The organism is Larkinella terrae (assembly GCF_009668025.1).
Lineage (GTDB): Bacteria > Bacteroidota > Bacteroidia > Cytophagales > Spirosomataceae > Larkinella > Larkinella terrae.
Genome location: NZ_WJXZ01000001.1, coordinates 963,462 through 984,340, shown reverse-complemented (window position 1 = coordinate 984,340; position 20,879 = coordinate 963,462). Strand labels below are relative to the sequence as shown.

The window sequence follows — 20,879 nt, the reverse complement described above, 5'->3', positions numbered from 1 at the left end:
GCGTTAGAAATTTGCCCCCAACCCCCTAAAGGGGGCTAAAAAACCGGATGAGTTAAGCCCCCTTCAGGGGGTTGGGGGTATGTTAGAAACTAAACCGAAGTCCGGCTAAATACTGGCGATCGTTGGGGTAAACGCCCCGATCGACGCCAAAACTGACCGCCGAACCGCTGATTTCCGGGTCCAGACCCGTGTATTTGGTCAGCGTAAAGAGGTTGGCCGCCTGCACATACACCCGCAGGTTGGCGACGCCCACTTTTTTCGCCAGCGCCGTCGGTAAATTGTACCCGATCTGGACATTCTTGAGTTTCAGGTACGAACCGTTCTCGACGTAGTACGAGTTGGGCGCGCCGTTCGTGCTGAAGGTCATCTTGGTTTCCTGAATCGCCACTTTCGCGTTGTGGTTTTCGGGCGTCCAGGCGTCGTAATAGGCGGTTTTGCTTTTGGCCTGTAAAAACGACGCGAAGAAATCGGTGTAGTAGCGGTTGTAATTCCAGAGGTCGTTGCCCTGAACGCCGTAGAAGAACGCGCTCAGATCGAACTGCCTGTAATTCAGGCCGATGTTGATCCCGTAGTTGAAATCCGGGTTGGGGTTGCCCAGAAAAATCCGGTCTTCGGGCGTAATCCGGCCGTCGCCGTTGGTATCCGAATACCGGAAACGGCCCAGCGCCTGATCGGTTTGGTACACGGCAGTTGGGCTGCCAGTGGCCTGCTGTGCCTTCGCGTTGGCCTGATTGAGTTCCTCCGTCGAGTTCCAGAACCCCTCAATCTGGTAGCCGTAAAACGAACCGATCGGATGGCCGACTTCGTTGCGGACAAAGTCAACGCCGTTGTGCTGACGGCCCGTCGAATAGAAGAAATTGGTGTTGTCGGTGACGCGCGTTACTTCGTTCTTGTAGGTCGTGAAGGTCAGGCCGACGTTCAGTTTCAGGTCGTTGCCGAACGTTTTATGGCCGTTGACGGACAGATCCAGACCGGTATTTTTAACGCCCGCAATGTTGACGAACGGTACCGTACCGACACCCTGCGTGCCCGGAATCGCCGGATTGTAGAGCAGATCCTTGATGTCTTTCCGGAAAAAATCCGCCGTAATGTCGATCGCGCCGTTCAGCAGCGTCGCGTCAATTCCGATGTTGGCGTTGATGTTTTTCTCCCATTTGGCGTTCGGATTCCCGATTTGCCCCACCTGAAAACCGGCCATGTTGGAATTGTTCGTGCGGCCCAGATCGTAATACGAGGCACTTTTGTCCATCACGAAGGTGTAATAACCGTTGTTGGCGTTGACGTTCAACTGATTCCCCATCACGCCCCAGCTTCCGCGCAGTTTGAGGTCGGAAAGCCATTTGACGCCCGTCATAAAGCTTTCTTTCGAAACCCGCCAGCCCGCGCTGACCGCCGGAAACCAGCCGTACTGGTACTGCACGAATTTGGACGAACCGTCGTGCCGGATGGTGCCGCTCAGCAGGTATTTATCCCGGAAACTGTAATCGACCCGCCCGAATTCGGAGCGCAGCGTTTCCTGGCTGCGGCCGCTGTAGTTGGTTTGAATGCCCGAACCGGTCGAAAGCGTCGTGTAATTCGGGTCGAAGGTGAAGTAGCTCAGGGTGGTTCCGCCGAGATTCTCAAAAATGTTCTGATACGCTTCCGTGCCGACCACGGCTTTCAGGTCGTGGTCGGTGCCGAACTGTTGCTGGTACGTCAGCGTGTTGGTCCAGGTCCAGGTGTAACCGTTGTTCGAGCTTTGGGAATAGGAATTGGTGTTCGAGTTTTCCGGATTTTCGTACATCGGATACCAGAACGAGCGCGCTGAATTGAAGTAGGTTTCGCCCCCGAAATTGGTGCGGAGCGTGAAATTTTTCAGGAAATCGACCTCGGCGTACATATTACCGAATAACCGGTGGCCCATGTCGCGGTTGCTGCGGGCCTGGCGCTGCAGATTGGCGACAGGATTGTTGCCGTTGTAACCCGTGTTGAACGCACCGGCGTAATTGCCCATAATGTCGTAAACCGGCAGAATCGGAGCCATCGCGTATGTGACCGTAATGACGTTGTTGGCGGCCTGTTCGTCAATTTTGGGGTTCTGGCTGATGGTGTACGTGAGGTTTTCACCGATGCGGACATGGTCGGAAACGTTGAACTGGGAGTTGGACCGCAGCGAATACCGTTTGAGATACGTGCTCAGGAGCGTTCCCTGCTGATGAAGGTAATTCAATGAAAATAAGTAGCTTCCGCGTTCGGTGCCGCCGTTTACCGTGATGTTGTGGCTGGTGTTGGTGGCCGGTTTGAAGACTTCGTGAAACCAGTCCGTACCGGTTTTGTTGGCTTTGATGATGCGGTAAAACGTGTTGTAATCGTCGGCGCTGGTGTAATTCGGGTTGACGTAATATTTGGCCGGATCGACCGTCGGATCGCCTTCCATTTTCCCGAGCGGCAGGATGTAGTCCGGCAAAATCGGTGTCGCACCCTTGCCGTACATCGGATCGTTGATTGGAATGCCCGAGTTTTTGTTGGCCACCCACCGCAAATTGGCCTCCTCCTGCGGGCTCAGCAGGTCCCAGACGTTGCCTTTCCGGGGCGTTTGCGTGCCGTAATAGCCATCATACTGGACATTAATTTTCCCGTGTCCTCTTTTGGTCGTAATGATAATCACCCCGTTCGACGCCCTCGACCCGTAAATGGAGGCCGCTCCGGCGTCTTTCAGCACCTGAATCGAGCCCACGTCGTTGGGATTCAGGTTGGTGATGTTCTGCGTCGGCACACCATCGACGATGTAGAGCGGGGTATTATTTCCGAAGGTGTTGATGCCGCGAATCCGGATTTGCGGATCACTACCCGGCTGCCCCGACGAAATGACCGTGACGCCAGCCGCCTGCCCCTGTAACTGGTTGGTTATGAAACCGGTCGGCTGTTTGGTGATCTCGCTCACGTTGACAACCGAAACCGCCCCGGTAATGTCTTTTTTCCGCTGGGAGCTGTAGGCCGTCACCACCACCTCGTTCAGCGTCTGGTCGTCGGGGGCCATCGTCACGTTCAGAATGCTCTGGTTGCCGACCAGAATTTCCTGTTTTTTGTAGCCGATGAAACTAAAAACCAGTACCGAAGAACCGTCCGGAACGTTAATGGTGTAATCGCCGTTGGCATCGGTCGTCATCCCGGTCGAAGTGCCTTTCAGAATGACATTCACGCCCACCAGTGCTTCGCCTTTTTCGGAAGTGACCCGGCCTTTTACACCGATGGCGGTTTTTGACACCAGTCGGCCGGAAGCACCGGTTTCGGCCACCGACGCCGGAATCCGGGAATAACCTTCGCGACTAATGATCGTCGCCAGGAGAATGCAGAGCGTGAGTTTGCTCAGAGAGTAGTGATTGTTCTTCATATTTATTGTATTTTATCGAGATTAAAGAAAAGAATGGGTTTTCATCTTATTCGTACTTTCGATCAAATGATTAGTGAATATTCTGTCTTTTCAAGAAAAACAGCCGAAATATTTCTGCAATCCTTGCCGCAAACCTTTGCATATTTTTTAGATTTGGGAATTCCTGAAATTTAGTTGAAGTTGCCGGCCTAATTTGCCGTTCCGGGCCACCGTTCGGTGATTAGATTATTCAGAGAAACACATCATGGAAGAGATCACCCTCAAGACCATTGCCACCCAGCTCGGCATTTCAATTTCGACGGTTTCGCGGGCGCTCCGCAACCATCCGGACATTAAAGACAGCACCAAGCAGGCGGTTTTTGAACTGGCCGAACAACTCGAGTACGAACCCAACCAACTGGCGTTTCAACTGCTCAACCGCCGGAGCAATACCATCGGTGTCGTGGTACCTAAAATTACCTATTCGCTTTATGCTCAGGCTATTCCGGGCATGGTGGATGTGTCGGAGCGGTACGGTTACCAGTTGCTGATCTGCCAGACGGACGACAGTTACGAAAAGGAAGTTCGGCAGGTGCAGAGTTTGCTGAGTTCGCGGGTATCGGGCATCATTCTGTCGGTTTCGGCCAGCACCACGCAGTTTGACCATTTGCGGAAAATCCAGAGCAAAAATGTGCCGCTGGTGCTGTTCAACCGCGATTGTGAGGAAATTAACTGCTCGAAGGTGACCATCGACAACCACAAAGCCGCTTTCGAAGCCGTTACGGTTTTGATTCGGCAGGGGCGGAAACGGATTGCGTATCTTGGCGGACCTACCGATTTGCAAATCAGCCAGAAACGGCTCGAAGGGTATCAGCAGGCGCTGAAGGAAGGCGGTTTTTCGCCCGACGATGCATTGATCAACATGGTGAGTCTGGAAAAGGAAGCGATGCTGGCGACGCTCAATGCGGTGCTCGATTCACCGGAAAAACCGGATGCCATTCTGGCGTACAGTGATCAGATTGCCCAATGGGCGCTGGTGATGGCGAAACGGAAGGGAATCCGGATTCCGGAAGAACTGGCGATTATCGGTTTTTACAACGAACCTACCAATGAGCTGCTTGATCCGCCCCTCAGCTCGGTTTCGCAACCGGCGTTTGAAATGGGTGTGCGGGCGGTTGAATTGATTTTCAGTGAATTAACTAATTCCCGTGCTGCGTTTGAACGGGTGGTTCTGGAGAGTAAGCTCATCGTTCGGGGGTCGATTTGAGAACCCAGGCAGGCTCTTAATCTTTAATAAGGCCGTCCAGCATCTTTAAACCTGCCGAAATTTCGTGGAATAGCGCCTTTAATTGTTCGCCGATTTCAGCGTCCGTCAGGGTGGGGTTTTTCTCCATTTTCTTCAGATCGGCGGCCAGATTCACCATCGCCAGGGAGTTCAGCGAGGAGCGAAAACGGTGCGCGTGGTGATCGAACTCCACGCGGTTTCCCTGCTCAACGGCATCGAACAGCGCCTGCCGGTTTGCCGGAAGCTCGCTTTTGAAAAAGCTGAGCAGATCAGTTAATAAATCGTTGTCGCCACCGGTAATTTCCAGTAAATAAGCCTGATCGATGACGGGCGGTTTTTCTTCTTTCGGGGGTAAAAACCGCTCCAGGATCGCTTCCAACTGCTTTTTTTGAATCGGTTTGGACAGAAAATCATCCATTCCGGCTTCGCGGCAGCGGGGGCGGGCTTCGTATTCCGGATTGGATGTAACCGCTACCACCGGCACGGTTAATCCCAATTGCGTGCGAATTTGCCTGGTGGCCGTCAGCCCGTCCATCACCGGCATCTGAATGTCCATCAAAATCAGATCGACGGACTGGGTTTTCAGAAAATTGACCGCTTCCAGACCATTGTTAACGACAATGCTGGGAACGCCGTATTTGCGAAGCAGCGTCGATAGAAATGTCTGATTAATAAGATTATCTTCAACAATAAGAACCCGGACAGTCAAATCAGTTTTTCCGTTTTGTGGTGAAAATGGGGGATTCATGTCTAAATAATCGGGCGCTCGGCAAAGGCTAACAACTTATTTCAACGGACAACAGTACAAATTTTTTTGGTGAATTTTAGTCTGACAAATGGATTTCCTCGCTAGTTTTGGAAGATGTTATTAAATGCATGATTTTGTAAATCTAGTAACAATAGCGGTATGATTTTTGCCACCGCTATAATTTAATGGTCGTGATGCCCCGATTTAACCTTGTATTAATCCCGTTAGTTAATCATCAGGTCGGTGTTTGCACTGATTTTTTGCTGTTTAATTCGTGACGCACCTTTGGGAAGTCCTACATTTGTCGCCCGCCAATATTTAAGATCATAACGTATGAAATTATCGTCTACCAATCGATTGTCTGTTGGTATTGGCCTTGCGCTTATTCTCCTGGTCGGACTGGGTGTCATTGCTTTTCGTACGATCGAAAATCAGTTTGATGAAGCGCTGTGGGTCAGGCACAGCTATAAAGTGCTGAAAAGCATTGCCATTACCGAGCAGTATCTGATCGATATGGAAACGGGCCGGCGCGGATTTCGGGCCACGAATGAAAAGCGGTTTTTGAAGCCGTACGATGACGCCATCGGAAAAGTGGAGCCAGCGGTCCGAAACATCCAGCAACTGGTTGCCGACAATCCCGAACAAAGCGCGCGCGCCGTGGAAATCGAAAATTCCGTTAAAGCCTTGCTGGAATACTGGCGCGGACTGGGTGTGGATGCCAGTACATACACCCGGGAAGACATCATTCGGATTACCGACGGAGAAAAGCTCCGGATGGATCAAATCCGGCAGAACCTGACCAATATGATCCGGGCTGAGGAGTCGCTGCTGGTCAACCGGGAAAAGGAAAGCGACCGCGCCGTCAGCTCTGCCATTTACGTGTTCAGCAGCGGAGCCGGTTTTCTGCTGCTCCTGGGCGTTGTCATTTCGTATCTGTTTTTCATTGAGACGAAGAAACGGCTAAAAGCCGAGGGAGAACTGCACCAGAATCTGGAAGAACTGGAACAGCTCAACCAGGTAAATGTCGAGAAAAACTGGATGCTGACCGGAATGACGGAGGTGAACGATGCGGTTCAGGGCGTCGGCGAATCGGAATCGCTGGCGCAGGCCGTTTTGCGGAGCCTTATTCGGTATCTGGGCGTTCAGGCGGGCGGTTTTTATTGCTATGACGAAGAAAAACAGCTGCTGGAACTGAATGCGTCGGTTGCTTTTCCGGCAACGGCCCCACGGGCGTACGTCCTTGATGAAGGATTGGTTGGGCAGGCCGCCACCGGGGCGGAACTAGTGATCACGGACCATGTTCCGGCGGGTTTCTGGGCCATTCAGTCGGGGAGCGGAAATGCCGTTCCGGGGCAGGTGATCTGCGTACCGCTCTGGTACAAAAAAGAGCTGAAAGGAGTCATTGAACTGGCGACTTTCCAGCCGTTGACTCCGGCGCAAATCGGACTTTTGAAATCCGTCGATAACAACATCGCGATTGCCCTCAATGCCGCCGATGCCCGCAAACGGGTGAATCGATTGCTGGAACAGGTGCAGGAGCAGAAAGAAACTCTCGAAAATCAGCAGGAAGAACTCCGGCAGTCGAACGAAGAACTGACGCGGCAGGCCGAAATTTTGCAGGCATCGGAAGAAGAACTGAAGGTGCAGGAAGAAGAACTGCGGCAGATCAACGCCGAACTGGAAGAGAAAAACGAAGCCGTGGAGGTGGGTCGGCAATCGCTCGCGCTGAAAGCCCGTGAGCTGGAAGCAACCGGGCAGTACAAGTCGGAGTTTCTGGCCAACATGTCCCACGAGTTACGGACTCCGCTCAACAGCGTGCTGATTCTGGCCAAAATGCTGGCGGAGAATAAAACCAACAACCTGACCGGCAAGCAGGTCGAATACGCCAATGTCATTCACAAATCGGGTTCGGATCTGCTCAATCTGATCAACGATATTCTGGATCTGTCGAAAATTGAAGCCGGGAAGATCGACATGGTGGCGGAAAACGCGTCGGTCAGTGGTATTGTCCACGATCAGGAACAACTCTTCAGCGTGGTGGCCGATCAGAAAGGCGTTAAACTGGTCACGGTCGTGGACGAATCGGTCCCGAAAATGTTGTTCATTGCCAAACAGCGCATTGAGCAGGTCATCAAAAACCTGCTGTCCAACGCGTTCAAGTTCACACCACAGGGCGGAACGGTTACGCTGGCGTTCAATACGCAGGGACATACGAACGGTTTTTCCAACGAACCGCTGCAGAAAGCCAGTCAACTGCTGGTGATTTCCGTTACCGACACCGGTATTGGCATACCGCCCGAAAAACAGCAGGTGATTTTCGAAGCCTTCCAACAGGCCGACGGCTCGACCAGCCGGAAATACGGCGGCACGGGCCTGGGGCTTTCGATCAGCAAGGAACTGGTGAAACGACTCGGGGGCGAAATGCGGCTGCAGAGCGCCGAGGGGGAAGGAAGTACCTTTACGGTTTACCTGCCGCTAACCGAACCCCGGGAGGCCGCCGTCCAGAAAGTCAGCACAACCGAAACCGCTCCGAAGAAAGAAACGGCACCTGTAAACGGTACATTGCCGACTTTGCAGGCCAGTATTGTGGAGCAGAACAAGCTGAAAGACGATCGGGCAACGCTCCAGAAAGGCGACAAAGTGATGTTGATTGTGGAAGATGATCCTATTTTTGCCGGAGTCGTTCAGGATTTTGCCCGCAGTAAAAATTACAAGACCATCGTGGCTTTGCAGGGCGACGAGGGCATTTATTACGCCCGCAAGTATAAACCGTCGGCCATTATTCTGGATATGCAGCTGCCGGTTGTCGATGGCTGGAGCGTGATCAACTGGCTGAAAAATGATGACAGTTTAAAGTCGATTCCGGTCCACGTGATGTCGGCGGCCGACGAGCCGAAACTGGGTGTGGGGAGTGCGCTGGCGTACCTGCGTAAACCCGTCGAAAAAAGTGATCTGGAACAGGCCTTCAGCCGGATCAGCGATCATTTGAAGTCCCAGATCAAGAAAATACTGGTGGTGTCGGGCGATTACCTCAACGACGATGTGTTGCGGCAGGTGATTGGTCAGCGGCATTCCGGTCTGGAATGTGAGTACGTTTCGACCAACGAACAGGCGCTGGAAAAACTCCGGCAACACGCGTACGACTGCCTGATTGTTGACATGGGGGGCGATCTGGAAAAAGGGCTGCTGCAATTGAAGGAACTACGGGAAAATATGCCGTCGGAATCGCTGCCGGTCATTATTTACATGGACAAGGACCTGGAGCCGGCCGATGAATGGCGGCTGAAAAAACTGTCCGACGTCGTGATTCGGGAATCGTCGCAGGCCATTGACCGGCTGATGGATGAACTGGAATTATTTTTGTATAAAGTACAGGAAGTAGAAACGAAGGATCTGCCCAAACCGCTGACCGTGATCAACGATCAGAGTTTGCAGGGTAAAAAAGTGCTGCTGGTGGATGACGACATGCGTAACGTGTTTGCATTGACCACCTTACTGGAAGATCAGCAGATGAACGTGGTGACGGCGGTCGACGGGCGGGAAGCGCTGGAGCTGTTGCAGCAAAATCCGGATACCGACATTGTGCTGATGGACATTATGATGCCCGAAATGGATGGCTACGAAGCCACCCGGCGGATTCGTACGGATCTGAAGATGATCCATCTGCCGATCATTGCGCTGACCGCCAAGGCCATGCCCGGCGACCGCGAAAAAACCATCGAAGCCGGGGCGTCGGATTACATTACGAAGCCGGTCGATAGTAGTCGTCTATTTTCATTGATGCGGGTATGGCTATCGGTAAAAGTATGACGGCGCACAGTCTGATTACGATGGAGGAACTGGAGGATATCATCCATCTGGTTCGGCGGCAGTATGGGTACGATTTCAGTGATTATGCCCGGGCCTCGCTTCAGCGTCGGGTGGTTCGGTGTATGCAGAAAGCGAACTGTCTGACGGCCTATGAATTGAAGTACCAGCTGACCAACGACAACCGGTTTTTTACCTGGTTTATCGAGTCGCTGACCGTGAACGTTACGGAAATGTTTCGCGATCCGGCTTTTTACAAGGAACTGAGAAATAGTGTGTTGCCGAAGCTGGCTTCGTATCCGACCATCAAAATCTGGCACGCGGGCTGTTCAACCGGCGAAGAGGTGTTTTCGATGGCGATTCTGTTGCACGAAGCGGGTTTGCTCAACCGGACGCGTCTGTATGCAACCGACCTGAACCCCGCCAATCTGGAACGCGCGCGGCAGGGCATTGTACCTTTGCAAAACATGAAAGAATATACGTCCAACTACATTCAGTCGGGCGGAACCAGTGATTTTTCGTCGTATTACACGGCCCGGTACGAGAACGCGATCATTCACAAGGAATACCGGAAAAATGTGGTATTTGCGATGCATAATCTGGCAACCGATCAGGTTTTCAATGAATTTCAGCTGATCTGCTGCCGGAACGTGCTGATCTATTTTAACCGGAATTTGCAAAACCGGGCCATGACGTTGTTCAGCGACAGCCTGGCCCCGCTGGGATACCTGGCACTCGGTATGAAGGAATCGCTGATGTTTTCGGAAGCCCGGCATCAGTTCGAAACCATCAATCCGGCTGTCCGGATTTACCGGAGTAAAATATAAAATAGTGGGTTGGTTTTTGGTGTACGGTTTGTAGTTTCTGGTTTACAGCTGGCTGACGCTATCAGGATAATCAGGCGTCAGCCAACCGTAATCCCAAAACCATAAACTGTAAGCCGTAAACTGTAAACCAGGAAACGATGGCAGGATACAAGGCGGTAGTAATTGGTGGTTCGGCGGGGAGTATACCGGTCGTAACGGAACTGTTGCGGGCCTTGCCATTGAATTTCAAATTCAGCGTTTTCATCGTTTTACACCGGCTGAAAAATGTACCGAGCAGCATGGACGTGATTCTGGCGGGCAAAGGCAAGGGAATTTATATTAAAGAACCGGACGACAAGGAAGTGATTCAGGGACACCGGGTTTACCTGGCTCCGCAGAATTACCACCTGCTGATCGAGGCCGACCATACGATCAGCCTGGATTATTCCGAACCGGTTCATTACAGTCGTCCATCGATCGATGTGACCTTTGAAAGCGTTGCGCAGGTGTATGCCGCCGGGGTTGTGGCGGTTTTACTGAGCGGGGCGAACCAGGACGGGGCCGACGGCCTGCGGTCGGTTATTGATCAGGGCGGAACGGCCATTGTGCAGGACCCGGCCACCGCCGAGTATCCGGCCATGCCGCAGGCCGCTCTGAATCGAAATAAAAGTGCAGTTGCAATGACACCTGAAAAAATAGCATCCTTTCTACAAACTCTCAACGATTAACTTTTTACAAAATGGTAGCAACGAACAACTCCCCCGATATGACGATCATGCTGGTCGACGACCGAGAGGAGAACTTGCTTGTGCTAGAGGAAATGCTGGCCAACGACCAGCGAACTTTCATCAAGGCCACTTCCGGTAATGAAGCGTTGCGGTATGCCCTGAAAAACGACCGGATTGGCCTGATCATGCTCGACGTGCAGATGCCCGAAATGGACGGTTTTGAGGTGGCCCGGCTGCTCAAGTCAAACCCCAAAACCAAGGATATCTCGATCATCTTTGTGACGGCCATCAGCAAGGAAGAGCAGTACATCATGCGGGGCTTTGGCGAAGGAGCGGTCGATTACCTGCAAAAACCGCTCGATGTCAATGTGACCAAAGCCAAGGTAAACGTATTTGAGCAACTGTATCATTATCAGCAGGAACTGAAGCAAACCGCCCTTCAATTGGAGAAGATCAATAAACAATTGGAGAAGTTTGTTTACATCGTGGCCCACGACCTGAAGTCGCCGTTGGTGGGGATGATTGCCGCGCTTTCGTTGCTCGAAATGAAAAACGAGGACGATGTCGTGCCGCGCGAAGAGATTCAGGAGTACGTGGGCCATTCGAAAACGGCCGCCTTTCACTTATCCGACATGATCAACTCGCTGCTGGAATATTCGCGGAAAAACGTGTCGCAGCAAACCGTTGAAGAGGTCGATGTTCAGGAACTGGTTGAGCAGATTGCGATGTTGATTTTTCCGCCTAAACACATTTCGATTGAGATTAATGGGGTGTTGCCCATCCTGAAAACCAAGAAAATCAAACTTCATCAGATCTTTCAGAACCTGATCAGCAACGCGGTCAAATACAGCGATAAAGCCAACGGCCTCATTGAAATCGGCTGCCGGGACACGGGCCAGATGGTCGAATTTTACGTGAAAGACAACGGGCCGGGGATTATGGAAGACGACCAGGCCGAAATATTCCGGCTGTTTCGGACCACCTCGAACGTGGCCCAGGCCGAAAGCAGCACCGGTGTTGGCCTGTTTATCCTGAAAATGCTGGTCGAAGAACAGGGAGGCAAAGTCTGGGTCGAATCGGAAGTCGGAAAAGGAAGTACGTTCTATTTCGAGTGGATGAAATAAGCAACCGCACGGCCATGGAAAATAACATTACATTTTACGTTGTGGAAGACGATCAGGAAGATTTTGCTCACATTGATCGGGCGATTCATGAAATCCAGCCAACACTGAAAATCCGCCGGTTTTTGCACGGAGCGGCTTTGCTGGCTCATCTGCAAACCATTCTCCCGGAAGAATACCCTTCGCTGATTATGCTTGACTTTTTTATGCCGGTCCTGGATGGCCTGAAAACCCTCGGACGATTGAAAGCCAACGAAAATTTCCAGCAGATTCCGGTCGTGATGTGGTCCGGTTCGTCGCGACCCGAAGACATCAGTCAGGCCTATTGGCTGGGTGCGCGGGCTTTCCATACCAAACCGGTTTTGTTTGAAGACTGGCAGGAACAGTTGCAAACGACGCTTCGCTACTGGCTCAGAACCGTAGAACTGCCCCACCTGGCGGAATATTGAACGATACTTTATTAAGAATTACAAACAGATCAACCTTCCTTCAAGAAACTTTGACCGGTAGTGGCGCAATGCTGCTACCGGTTTTTTATTGCCTTGTCTCGGAACATTTTCGGATACCTTCTTCAAAAAACGAAACCCTTTTCAATTTCAACTGACCGCCAATTATCCGGTCTTTTCCGGTAGCAACGCCATTTTTCAATCGAAATAAGCCAAAAAAACTTCCCGATTTTACCATTTACCGAAGCGTGCAACATTAGGACATGCATTTGGAACGTTCTGGACTACTATTTTTTCGTGGCTCAGTGATATTTGAGCCACGAAAAAATTCGGCCAACCCATTCCAATCTTTACCTGAATGCGAAAAAATGTCTACTCCTCACGCCAGGCAGGTTACCTGTGCGTCCTCTTTTTATATGCCCTGATTTGGGCAGTATTTGCCGCTCCGGCTGCGCGGGCACAAGGCCCCGGTTTGGTCATAACCGGCGTGGTGACCTCCCAAAGTGACGGCAATGCGCTACCCGGCGTCACGGTGGTGGTCAAAGGCACAACCAACGGGACGGTTTCGGATGCCAACGGGAAATACACCCTCTCCGTCGCGGATCGCAGCAGCACGCTGGTGTTTTCCTATATCGGTTTTGTTTCCCGCGAAATCACGATCGGTGGAAAAACCGCCATCGATGTGACCCTGGCTGCGGACACCAAATCGCTGGACGAAGTGGTGGTGGTTGGTTACGGGACGCAGAAGCGCGCGGATATCGTCGGTTCCATCGCCAAAATCTCCAGCGCCGACCTGACGAAAGTGCCGACGACCTCCGTAGCCGAAGCCATGCAGGGCATGGCGAGCGGTTTGTACATCAGCAACACCAGCGGTCACCCCGGCAGCAGCCCGGAAATTAAAATCCGTGGTAAAAACTCGATCAACCTGAATACCAGCCCGTTGTGGATTGTCGACGGTGTTCCGATTCAGACCGGTTCGCTGGATTTGACCGTCGGCGGGGTAAAACCGGTGTCGCCCCTGGCGATGTTGAATCCCAACGATATTGAATCCATTGAAGTGCTGAAAGATGCGTCGGCCACGGCGATTTACGGAAACCGGGGCTCGAATGGCGTTGTTATCGTGACGACCAAGTCCAACAAAGGCAACCAGACCGGCATTAGCGTCAATTACGACGGGGGTGTTTCGCAGCTGCCGTTCAGGCAAAGCGATATTTACGTCGATTCGAAAACCTGGTGGCAGCTCATCGACAAAGCCTGGGCCAACGCGGGCAACACCACGACGCTGCAACCCAAATCGATCACCGATGTGGTGTTTCTGGACGAAAAACCGACCATCAGCCGCGACGAAGCACTGGCGACCAACACCGACCACCTGGCGGCCATGACCCAGCAATCCCGGTTTCATCAGGCCGGTTTTACGGCCCGGAAGGGCTTCCAGACCGGCGGTATCATGTTTTCGCTCAATTACCGCGACGAGAAAGGCTTGTTGCGCAACAACGATTTCAAACGCCTGACGACCCGGTTTAACTTCACGTTTTCGCCCGTCAAATCGGTGGAAGTCGGTATCAACTCCAACTTCCTGTACGTCAAGAACCTGGGGATTCCGGCCAGCGAAGGGAAAGGCGGTGCGGGCTGGGGCAACCTCCCGGCGATGCTGCCCTGGTATAAACTCTACGATCCGAATTCGCAAACCGGTTATTGGGTGCCGAGTTCCGGCTACAATGGGCTGGCGTCGGTCGATCGGAACCTGATTCGCAACAGCGCCGACCAATACCGCACCATCACCAATGCCTATTTGCGCTGGAACCTGCCGGTTTCGGGACTGAGTCTGCGCAGCGAAGCGGGCGTCGATTTATTGATCAACAACAGCAGCAACTGGCGGTCGATTTTTCTGGATGCCGACGCGCCCTTCCAGAATCAGGCCACGGAGCGCTCGATTACGCAGCAGGTTTTCAACTACAACACCTACCTGAATTACGACCGCACGTTCAACAAACACACCTTCGGCGTCACGGCGGGGGCCGAAGCCACCCGAACCTCTTCCTACACCCGCCAGGCGTCGGGAACGCAGATTTACAGCAATTACCCCGAGCTGCGCAATCCACTGCAAATCACGGACGCCGATGGTTTTATGAGCGGTGAACAGTATCTGATGGGGATGTTCGGTCGGGTGAACTACAAGTTCAACGAACGGTACATCCTGAACACCAGCATCCGGCGCGACGGCCACTCGGCGCTGAGCAAAGACAACCGCTGGGCGACTTTCAAGGCCATTGGCGCGGGCTGGATCATCAGCGACGAAAAGTTTGCGAAGATTCCGGGCGTGAGCCTGCTCAAACTGCGGGGCAGCTACGGCCAGACCGGCAACACCTCCCTGAGCAACGAAATGACCCAACTCACCTGGGGCTTGTCCAGCAACCGCTACGGGGGCGGTTATTTGCCCGGCGGCACCACGCTGGGACCCATCGGCAGCACCGCCCTGAAGTGGGAAACCACCACCGGTCTGGACGTCGGGCTGGACTTCGGGTTCCTCGGTGACCGGATTTCGGGCTCGGTGGCGTATTACTCCAAAAGCGTTTCGGACCTGATTCTGCGGGGCAACGTGCCGGTTTCGGTCGGTTTTGCCAACAACCAGATCTGGGAAAACGTCGGCGATCTGAAAAACTGGGGCTGGGAGTTTAACGTCTCGACGGTGAACGTGAACAAAGGCGGTTTTCGCTGGAGCACGGATTTCAACATCAGCTACAACGACAACAAAATCATCCGCCTGAACGAGTTCGAAAAAGGCAAAGGTGCCGAAACCGTCGCGACCAACAGCGGCAAAGGAACCAGCACCATCCGGAAAGAAGGCGAACGGCTGGACACCTGGTACCTCGCCAATTTCGTGCAGATCGACCCGGCGAAGGGCATTGCGATGATCGAAGAACTGAACAAGGACCAGTGGAATACGGCATTCGTGACGGAAGCGACCGGCAAGCTGATTCCGATGAACCAGGCCAACGTGAATGCCAACAAGATGGTGCAGCACGGCAAATCGGCGCTGCCCCGGTTTTTTGGCGGGATGACCAACCGCGTCAGCTACCGGAATTTCGACCTGAACGTGTTGTTTGCCTTTGCCGGTGGCCATTACCTGATGAACTGGCTCTATAGCCGCAGCACGAAAGACCAGGAAGGAACGGGCCAGATTGCGAAAGCTGTGGTCGGCAAAAGCTGGGAAAAACCGGGTGACGTGGCCCAGTTCCCGCAGTTGCGCTGGGGCAGCCGGTATCCGTACGACAACAACGGCGAGCCGTCGAGCGCGGGCTCCAACTTTAACACCGATTTCACGACCTTCTTTCTGGAAAAAGCCAGTTACGTCAAACTGCGGAACGTGCAGTTGGGCTATACGCTGCCCAACACCCTGGCGAAAAAGGCGGGTTTGCAGAGCACCCGGTTTTACATTGGTGGCACCAACCTGCTGACGTTCACTAAATTCCGGGGATTGGATCCCGAGAGTAACGACGATCTGCCGATTCCGCGCTCCCTGAACTTCGGATTGTCCACCAACTTTTAATGTCACCGGTCATGAAAAAATCACTCGTTTATATTTTTGCAGCGATTCTCCTTGTCAGTTCCCACGCCTGCAAGCAGGATGAGTTTTTCGAACTGAAACGCCCGCAGGAAACGCAGTGGGTCAACACCACGACCTTCGACCAGGGCTTGTCGTCGGCGTATTTTGCGCTCACCTACAGCAACGGTTTTCAGGGCGTGAACCAGATGCGCGATTTTGCCAGCTCGGGCGCGGCCCAGCTCTTGCCCCAGACTTCCACCAGTGTGGCCTGGAACGAAATGTATTTCTGGCAGTTCGACCAGAATGTCAGCCACAACAACGAGCTATGGAAGTTTGCTTATCAGGCCATTACGCTCTGCAACATGGCGATTGAACTGGACAGGGAAAAGGCTGGCAATCCGTTCACGCTGAAGACGGACGGCACCGATTACAAGGACAATTACGTCCGGCAGCTCGGCGAATATTACTTCCTGCGGGCGTATGCCTACTGGAATCTGATCAAAATATTTGCGCCACCCTACAACCCGGGCGGAAACAACTCGGGCGCGTACATTCCGTTCAAAACGACGGTTCCGACCTCGAAAGAAGCGGTTTTTGCCGAAAAACTGGGTTCGACCGAAGAAATCTACAACCTGATCATTTTCGATCTGGAAACCGCTAAAGCCAAACTGCCGAAAGCGTTCAATTCCGCGACCATGCTGCCGACTTACGAAGTGGGCCGGGCGACCCAGTACACGGCGGCAGCTTTGCTGGGAAAGGTTCTATTCCTGAAAGGTGATTACACGAAAGCCCAGCAGGAACTGACCATTGTGCTCGATGCCGCCGAAAAAGAAAACCGCTTTGCGCTCGAAGCTCCGCTGGAAGCGTTCAATAAAAACGTGGTCAAAACCATACCGAAAGAAGCGGTCTGGGAACACAACACGGGCGATCCGGCCATCGGGGGCGCGTCCAATTACATGTATTACGGCATGATCATTTCGCTCAACTTCCGGGATGCCGACAACGGTGGACGCGGCAAAGATATGGTCAAAAGCAGTTGGAACCAGTTCACGATGAGTTACTGGGCGCTGGACAAAATGGGTTGGATGAAGGACGCGACACGGGGCGATTACACGGTAACCGACGCGGCCAAAAGCGATTTGCGGTTTCAGCAACTCTACTACCCGCTGCTGGCCTACAACCCGACGGGCGACCCGTTGCTGTACGAGACGCTGAGCGCCCACGCGGCCGTCAACAAACCGCAGATTTACGTCGACAAGTATTTCCGGGGTGGACCGGGCGACGGTCGGTATACGAAATTTCCGACCATTCGGCTGGCGGATTTGTACCTGAGCCGGGCCTGGCTCCGCTGGAAAGCCGGGGATTCTGCCGGAGCGGTTGCTGACCTCAACAAAGTCTGGAACCGGGCGAATCCGACCGGCCTGAACCGCTACACAACCGCAAACGTGAATCACGACGCAATTCTGGCGGAGTACCTGCGCGAAATGTCGGGCGAAGGCTGGACGCTCGACTTTATGATGAGTACCCGGATGCCGATTCCAGCCGCCGATCGCACGACGATTTCTGCAATGGACGCTCCCTACACCAACTGGAAATGGCGCATTCCGGCGGAAGAAGCAAACCTAAACCCGAACTATAAATAGCCTGAACGGCAGGGGCTTCAGATTTCCTGAAGCCCCTCATTTTTATCCCTGCCAGCCGGTCTTCCGGGTTGCACCGGTGAACGGGCAGGAGCGCATTCTTCCCCGGACCGATCCGCCTAAATCCGCCCGATTTCACGGTCGTTGGGGGCTTGCAACATTTGGACATGCATTTGGGACTACCTTGACTGCTATTTTTTCGCGGTTGAGTGATATTTGAGTAAAGCATTCCCAATTATTCCTGAACCCGATTCCCGACCATGAACACAACGCTGTACCACCTTCATCGACTGCTCACCGACCAGGTCGGTGTCCGTCGAATCATGCTCCTTTTCGCAACCGTTCTGGCGGTTTTCCAATCCGTTCACGCGCAGGTTACCAATCCCGTCAAAGGGACGGTTTCCTCCCAGAGCGACGGCAAATCGTTGCCCGGCGTCACGGTCATCGTCAAAGGAACCACCAATGGAACCGTGACGGATGCCGAGGGCAATTACGTGCTTTCGGTACCCGGTGCCGGCAGCACGCTGGTATTTTCCTACATCGGCTTTATCAATCAGGAAGTGCCCGTGGGCGGCAAATCCACCATCAATGTCAGTCTGCTCACCGATACCAAATCATTGGAGGAAGTGGTGGTGGTGGGCTACGGCACGCAGCGCAAAAGCGACGTCACCAGCGCCATTGCCAAAGTGGGTGGGGAAGACTTGCAGGTGCGGCCCGTTGCGCGCGTCGATCAGGCGTTGCAGGGGCAACTGGCCGGGGTGCAGGTGCAACAGCCGAGTGGTCGGCCGGGCAAAGCCGCCGAAATTAAGGTGCGGGGCATCGGCTCGATTTCGGCGGGGGCCAATCCGCTGTACGTCGTAGACGGTTTTCCGATCGATGCGACCACTTTCGCGAACATGAACCTGAGCGACATCGAATCCATTGAGGTGTTGAAAGATGCCGCTTCGGCTTCGATTTACGGGTCGCGGGGCTCCAACGGCGTCGTCATCATCACGACTAAACAGGGCAAGGCCGGGGATCTGAAACTGGACGTGAAAGCCTATGCCGGGATTCAGAACGTCGAGCGCCTGATTCCGATGATGAACACCACGGAATGGCTGTCGATGCTGGTGGATGGCCGCGACCGCGCCTGGGTCAAAACCGGCGGTGATCCGAACGCGCCGATGGCCACCCGGCCCCGCAATTACCAGTACGATCCGGTCTGGAAAACCAATCCGGCGAACGTGCCGTACTACAATCACCAGAAATGGCCCTACCGCACAGCCCCCATGCAGGACTTCCAGATTACGGCATCCGGCGGCAGTGCGAAAGCGAAATACCTCGTTTCGGCCGATTATTTCAAGCAGGATGGGATCGTGAAAAATACCGATTATACCCGGTATTCTTTCCGGACGAATGTCTCGGTGGATGTCAATGACTATCTGAATGTTGGCCTGAACCTGACGCCCTCTTACTCCGTCAGCAACGACCGCGATACGGAAGGCAAAGGGGGCGTTTTGCACACCATTCTGTACGCGAATCCGTTCCTGCCAATCCGCACCGGTATCTGGGGCGAATCGCCGGAATACACGGATTATTCCGTGTCCTGGGATGGAGGAGCCAACGTCGTTTCGCGCGTCGAAAATCTGATCGACAAAGAAACCCGGGGCCAGATGCTGGCCAACGTATTTGCAACCGTCAAACTGGCGAAAGGGCTCAGTTTCAAAACGAGTTTTGGCGCCAACTACATCAGCACCAAGCGCGACCGGTTTGAGAACCAGATCATCTCCCGCACCCGCGCCCCGATCGGCGAAAGCTGGAATACCGTCAGCTTAAACTGGTTGAATGAGAACATCCTGAATTACGCGACGACCATTAACACCAAGCACAGCATCACGGCGCTGGCCGGTTTTACGTCGCAACGGCAGAACGACCAGTCGGGCTATCTGCGGGGGGAAAACTTTGCCAACGACCTGGTACCGACCCTCAATGCCGCTGGCAAAATCACCCAGGGCAACACCAACGAAAGTGAATGGTCGTTGCTGTCGTACCTGGGGCGGGTCAACTACGCCTTCGACAACAAGTACCTGATCAGCGCGAGTTTACGGCGCGACGGCAGTTCGCGGTTTGGAGCCGACAACAAATGGGGCTGGTTTCCGGCGGCTTCCATCGGCTGGCGGATTTCGGAAGAGGCTTTTATGAAATCCGTACCGGTTTTGAGCGATCTGAAGCTGCGGGCCAGCCGGGGAACGACCGGCAATAACAACATTCCCAATTACGGCGCGGTCGGTTTACTGGGCCAGTCGGCGTATCTGTTCGGAACGGACGAGGCCGTGACGGTGGGCATGTACCCGAACTCGATCTCGAACCGCAACCTGAGTTGGGAAACCACCACGAGCACCGATATCGGGCTGGATGTGGGCGTGTGGCAAAACCGGATTTATGCGTCCATCGATTATTACAACAACCAGACGAAAGACCTGCTGCTGAACGTGCCGGTGCCGACCGTTACCGGTTTTAGTTCGGAGTTGCGCAACCTGGGCCGGGTCGAAAACAAGGGCTGGGAATTTGAGGTAGCCACCAAAAACCTCGTCGGCAAATTTCAGTGGAATACCAACCTGAACCTGTCGTTCAACAAAAACCGGGTACTGCAACTGGGTCCGGGCAACGCGCCAATCATCGGCGGAGACTGGTGGGGGCAGGTGAACATCACGCAGGTCGGCCAGCCGATCGGCGCATATTACATGCTGGTGCAGGAAGGCATCTGGAACACGAAGGAAGAAATTGCCGCCAGCCCCAGTTGGGCGGGTTCGCAGCCCGGCGATGTGCGGATTAAGGACGTGAACGGCGACGGCAAAATCAACATCGACGACCGGACAATTGTGGGCCAGAATCAGCCCAAATACTATTTCGGGATTACCAACCGGTTTTCCTACGCCGGGTTTGATCTGAGCGTGCTGATCTACGGCCTGGGGGGCAACAAGATTTTCAACGACATCGGGCGGGAATTCAACGGGCCGTCGGATAGCCAGAAAAATCACTACCAAAACTGGGTAAACCGCTGGCAATCACCGGAAAAACCGGGCGACGGTACCACCCCGGCGGCCTCGGAACTGGTGACAGGCGCCAGTTCGCAATACACCACACGGCATTTGTACGATGGCGGTTTCTGGCGGATTAAGAACGTTTCGCTGGGCTACAACGTACCCAAAACCGTATCCCGGAAAATCAAAGCGGGCCGTATCCGGCTGTATGCGACCGGCGAAAACCTGCTGACCGTCGACAAATACGATGTGGGCTACAATCCGGAAGTCAACACCCGGAGCGGTAACCCGCTGGCGCCCGGTGGCGACTATGGCTCCTACCCCCTCGCCCGCACCTTCATTCTGGGTTTGAACGTCACGTTTTGATTCCTAA

General features: G+C 53.6%; 11 protein-coding genes. 9 read left to right on the top strand and 2 right to left on the bottom strand.

Annotation, left to right across the window (positions count from 1 at the left end; translation table 11 throughout):
- Positions 1–82: 82 nt before the first annotated feature.
- The gene (locus GJJ30_RS03905; protein WP_154173324.1) at positions 83–3,373 is read right to left on the bottom strand and encodes a SusC/RagA family TonB-linked outer membrane protein; all 3,291 of its coding nucleotides are present in this window, start codon (positions 3,371–3,373) and stop codon (positions 83–85) included.
- A 244-nt stretch (positions 3,374–3,617) separates the two neighbouring features.
- On the opposite strand from GJJ30_RS03905, the gene GJJ30_RS03900 reads away from it, so the two are divergent.
- Positions 3,618–4,619: a LacI family DNA-binding transcriptional regulator gene (locus GJJ30_RS03900; protein WP_154173322.1), complete on the top strand. Its 1,002-nt coding sequence runs from the start codon at positions 3,618–3,620 to the stop codon at positions 4,617–4,619.
- 16 nt (positions 4,620–4,635) lie between these two features.
- Here the strand turns inward: GJJ30_RS03900 and GJJ30_RS03895 are convergent, their stop codons facing one another.
- Positions 4,636–5,346, bottom strand: a complete 711-nt coding sequence (locus GJJ30_RS03895; RefSeq protein WP_170299117.1) for a response regulator — start codon at positions 5,344–5,346, stop codon at positions 4,636–4,638.
- A gap of 372 nt (positions 5,347–5,718) precedes the next feature.
- On the opposite strand from GJJ30_RS03895, the gene GJJ30_RS03890 reads away from it, so the two are divergent.
- The 8 genes from GJJ30_RS03890 to GJJ30_RS03855 all read left to right on the top strand — a co-directional run bounded on the left by GJJ30_RS03890 (position 5,719) and on the right by GJJ30_RS03855 (position 20,872).
- Positions 5,719–9,195 (top strand): response regulator, encoded by a 3,477-nt coding sequence (locus GJJ30_RS03890; protein ID WP_154173318.1) that lies wholly within the window; start codon positions 5,719–5,721, stop codon positions 9,193–9,195.
- Positions 9,192–10,019 carry a CheR family methyltransferase gene (locus tag GJJ30_RS03885; protein ID WP_154173316.1) on the top strand — a complete coding sequence of 276 codons (828 nt, stop codon included), beginning with the start codon at positions 9,192–9,194 and terminating at the stop codon, positions 10,017–10,019. Before GJJ30_RS03890 ends, GJJ30_RS03885 begins: the two co-directional genes overlap by 4 nt.
- A gap of 137 nt (positions 10,020–10,156) precedes the next feature.
- The gene (locus GJJ30_RS03880) at positions 10,157–10,726 is read left to right on the top strand and encodes a chemotaxis protein CheB (protein WP_154173314.1); all 570 of its coding nucleotides are present in this window, start codon (positions 10,157–10,159) and stop codon (positions 10,724–10,726) included.
- Between the two features lie 11 nt (positions 10,727–10,737).
- Positions 10,738–11,850, top strand: coding sequence for a sensor histidine kinase (locus tag GJJ30_RS03875; RefSeq protein ID WP_154173312.1), 1,113 nt, complete (start codon positions 10,738–10,740; stop codon positions 11,848–11,850).
- Between the two features lie 14 nt (positions 11,851–11,864).
- Positions 11,865–12,296 carry a response regulator gene (locus tag GJJ30_RS03870; RefSeq protein ID WP_154173310.1) on the top strand — a complete coding sequence of 144 codons (432 nt, stop codon included), beginning with the start codon at positions 11,865–11,867 and terminating at the stop codon, positions 12,294–12,296.
- Positions 12,297–12,651: 355 nt separating this feature from the next.
- Positions 12,652–15,846: a SusC/RagA family TonB-linked outer membrane protein gene (locus tag GJJ30_RS03865; RefSeq protein ID WP_154173308.1), complete on the top strand. Its 3,195-nt coding sequence runs from the start codon at positions 12,652–12,654 to the stop codon at positions 15,844–15,846.
- Positions 15,847–15,857: 11 nt separating this feature from the next.
- Entirely contained in the window at positions 15,858–17,486 is a 1,629-nt protein-coding gene (locus tag GJJ30_RS03860) for a RagB/SusD family nutrient uptake outer membrane protein (RefSeq protein ID WP_170299116.1), read from the top strand.
- Positions 17,487–17,743: 257 nt separating this feature from the next.
- Positions 17,744–20,872: a SusC/RagA family TonB-linked outer membrane protein gene (locus tag GJJ30_RS03855; protein WP_154173303.1), complete on the top strand. Its 3,129-nt coding sequence runs from the start codon at positions 17,744–17,746 to the stop codon at positions 20,870–20,872.
- Positions 20,873–20,879: the final 7 nt, after the last annotated feature.

Excerpts from the sequence above, each read along its gene's own strand:
- GJJ30_RS03900 (WP_154173322.1), top strand. The coding sequence starts at position 3,618 with ATGGAAGAGATCACCCTCAAGACCATTGCCACCCAGCTCGGCATTTCA.
- GJJ30_RS03860 (WP_170299116.1), top strand. The coding sequence starts at position 15,858 with ATGAAAAAATCACTCGTTTATATTTTTGCAGCGATTCTCCTTGTCAGT.
- GJJ30_RS03855 (WP_154173303.1), top strand. The coding sequence starts at position 17,744 with ATGAACACAACGCTGTACCACCTTCATCGACTGCTCACCGACCAGGTC.
- GJJ30_RS03870 (WP_154173310.1), top strand. The coding sequence starts at position 11,865 with ATGGAAAATAACATTACATTTTACGTTGTGGAAGACGATCAGGAAGAT.
- GJJ30_RS03875 (WP_154173312.1), top strand. The coding sequence starts at position 10,738 with ATGGTAGCAACGAACAACTCCCCCGATATGACGATCATGCTGGTCGAC.
- GJJ30_RS03865 (WP_154173308.1), top strand. The coding sequence starts at position 12,652 with ATGCGAAAAAATGTCTACTCCTCACGCCAGGCAGGTTACCTGTGCGTC.
- GJJ30_RS03880 (WP_154173314.1), top strand. The coding sequence starts at position 10,157 with ATGGCAGGATACAAGGCGGTAGTAATTGGTGGTTCGGCGGGGAGTATA.
- GJJ30_RS03905 (WP_154173324.1), bottom strand. The coding sequence starts at position 3,373 with ATGAAGAACAATCACTACTCTCTGAGCAAACTCACGCTCTGCATTCTC.
- GJJ30_RS03885 (WP_154173316.1), top strand. The coding sequence starts at position 9,192 with ATGACGGCGCACAGTCTGATTACGATGGAGGAACTGGAGGATATCATC.
- GJJ30_RS03890 (WP_154173318.1), top strand. The coding sequence starts at position 5,719 with ATGAAATTATCGTCTACCAATCGATTGTCTGTTGGTATTGGCCTTGCG.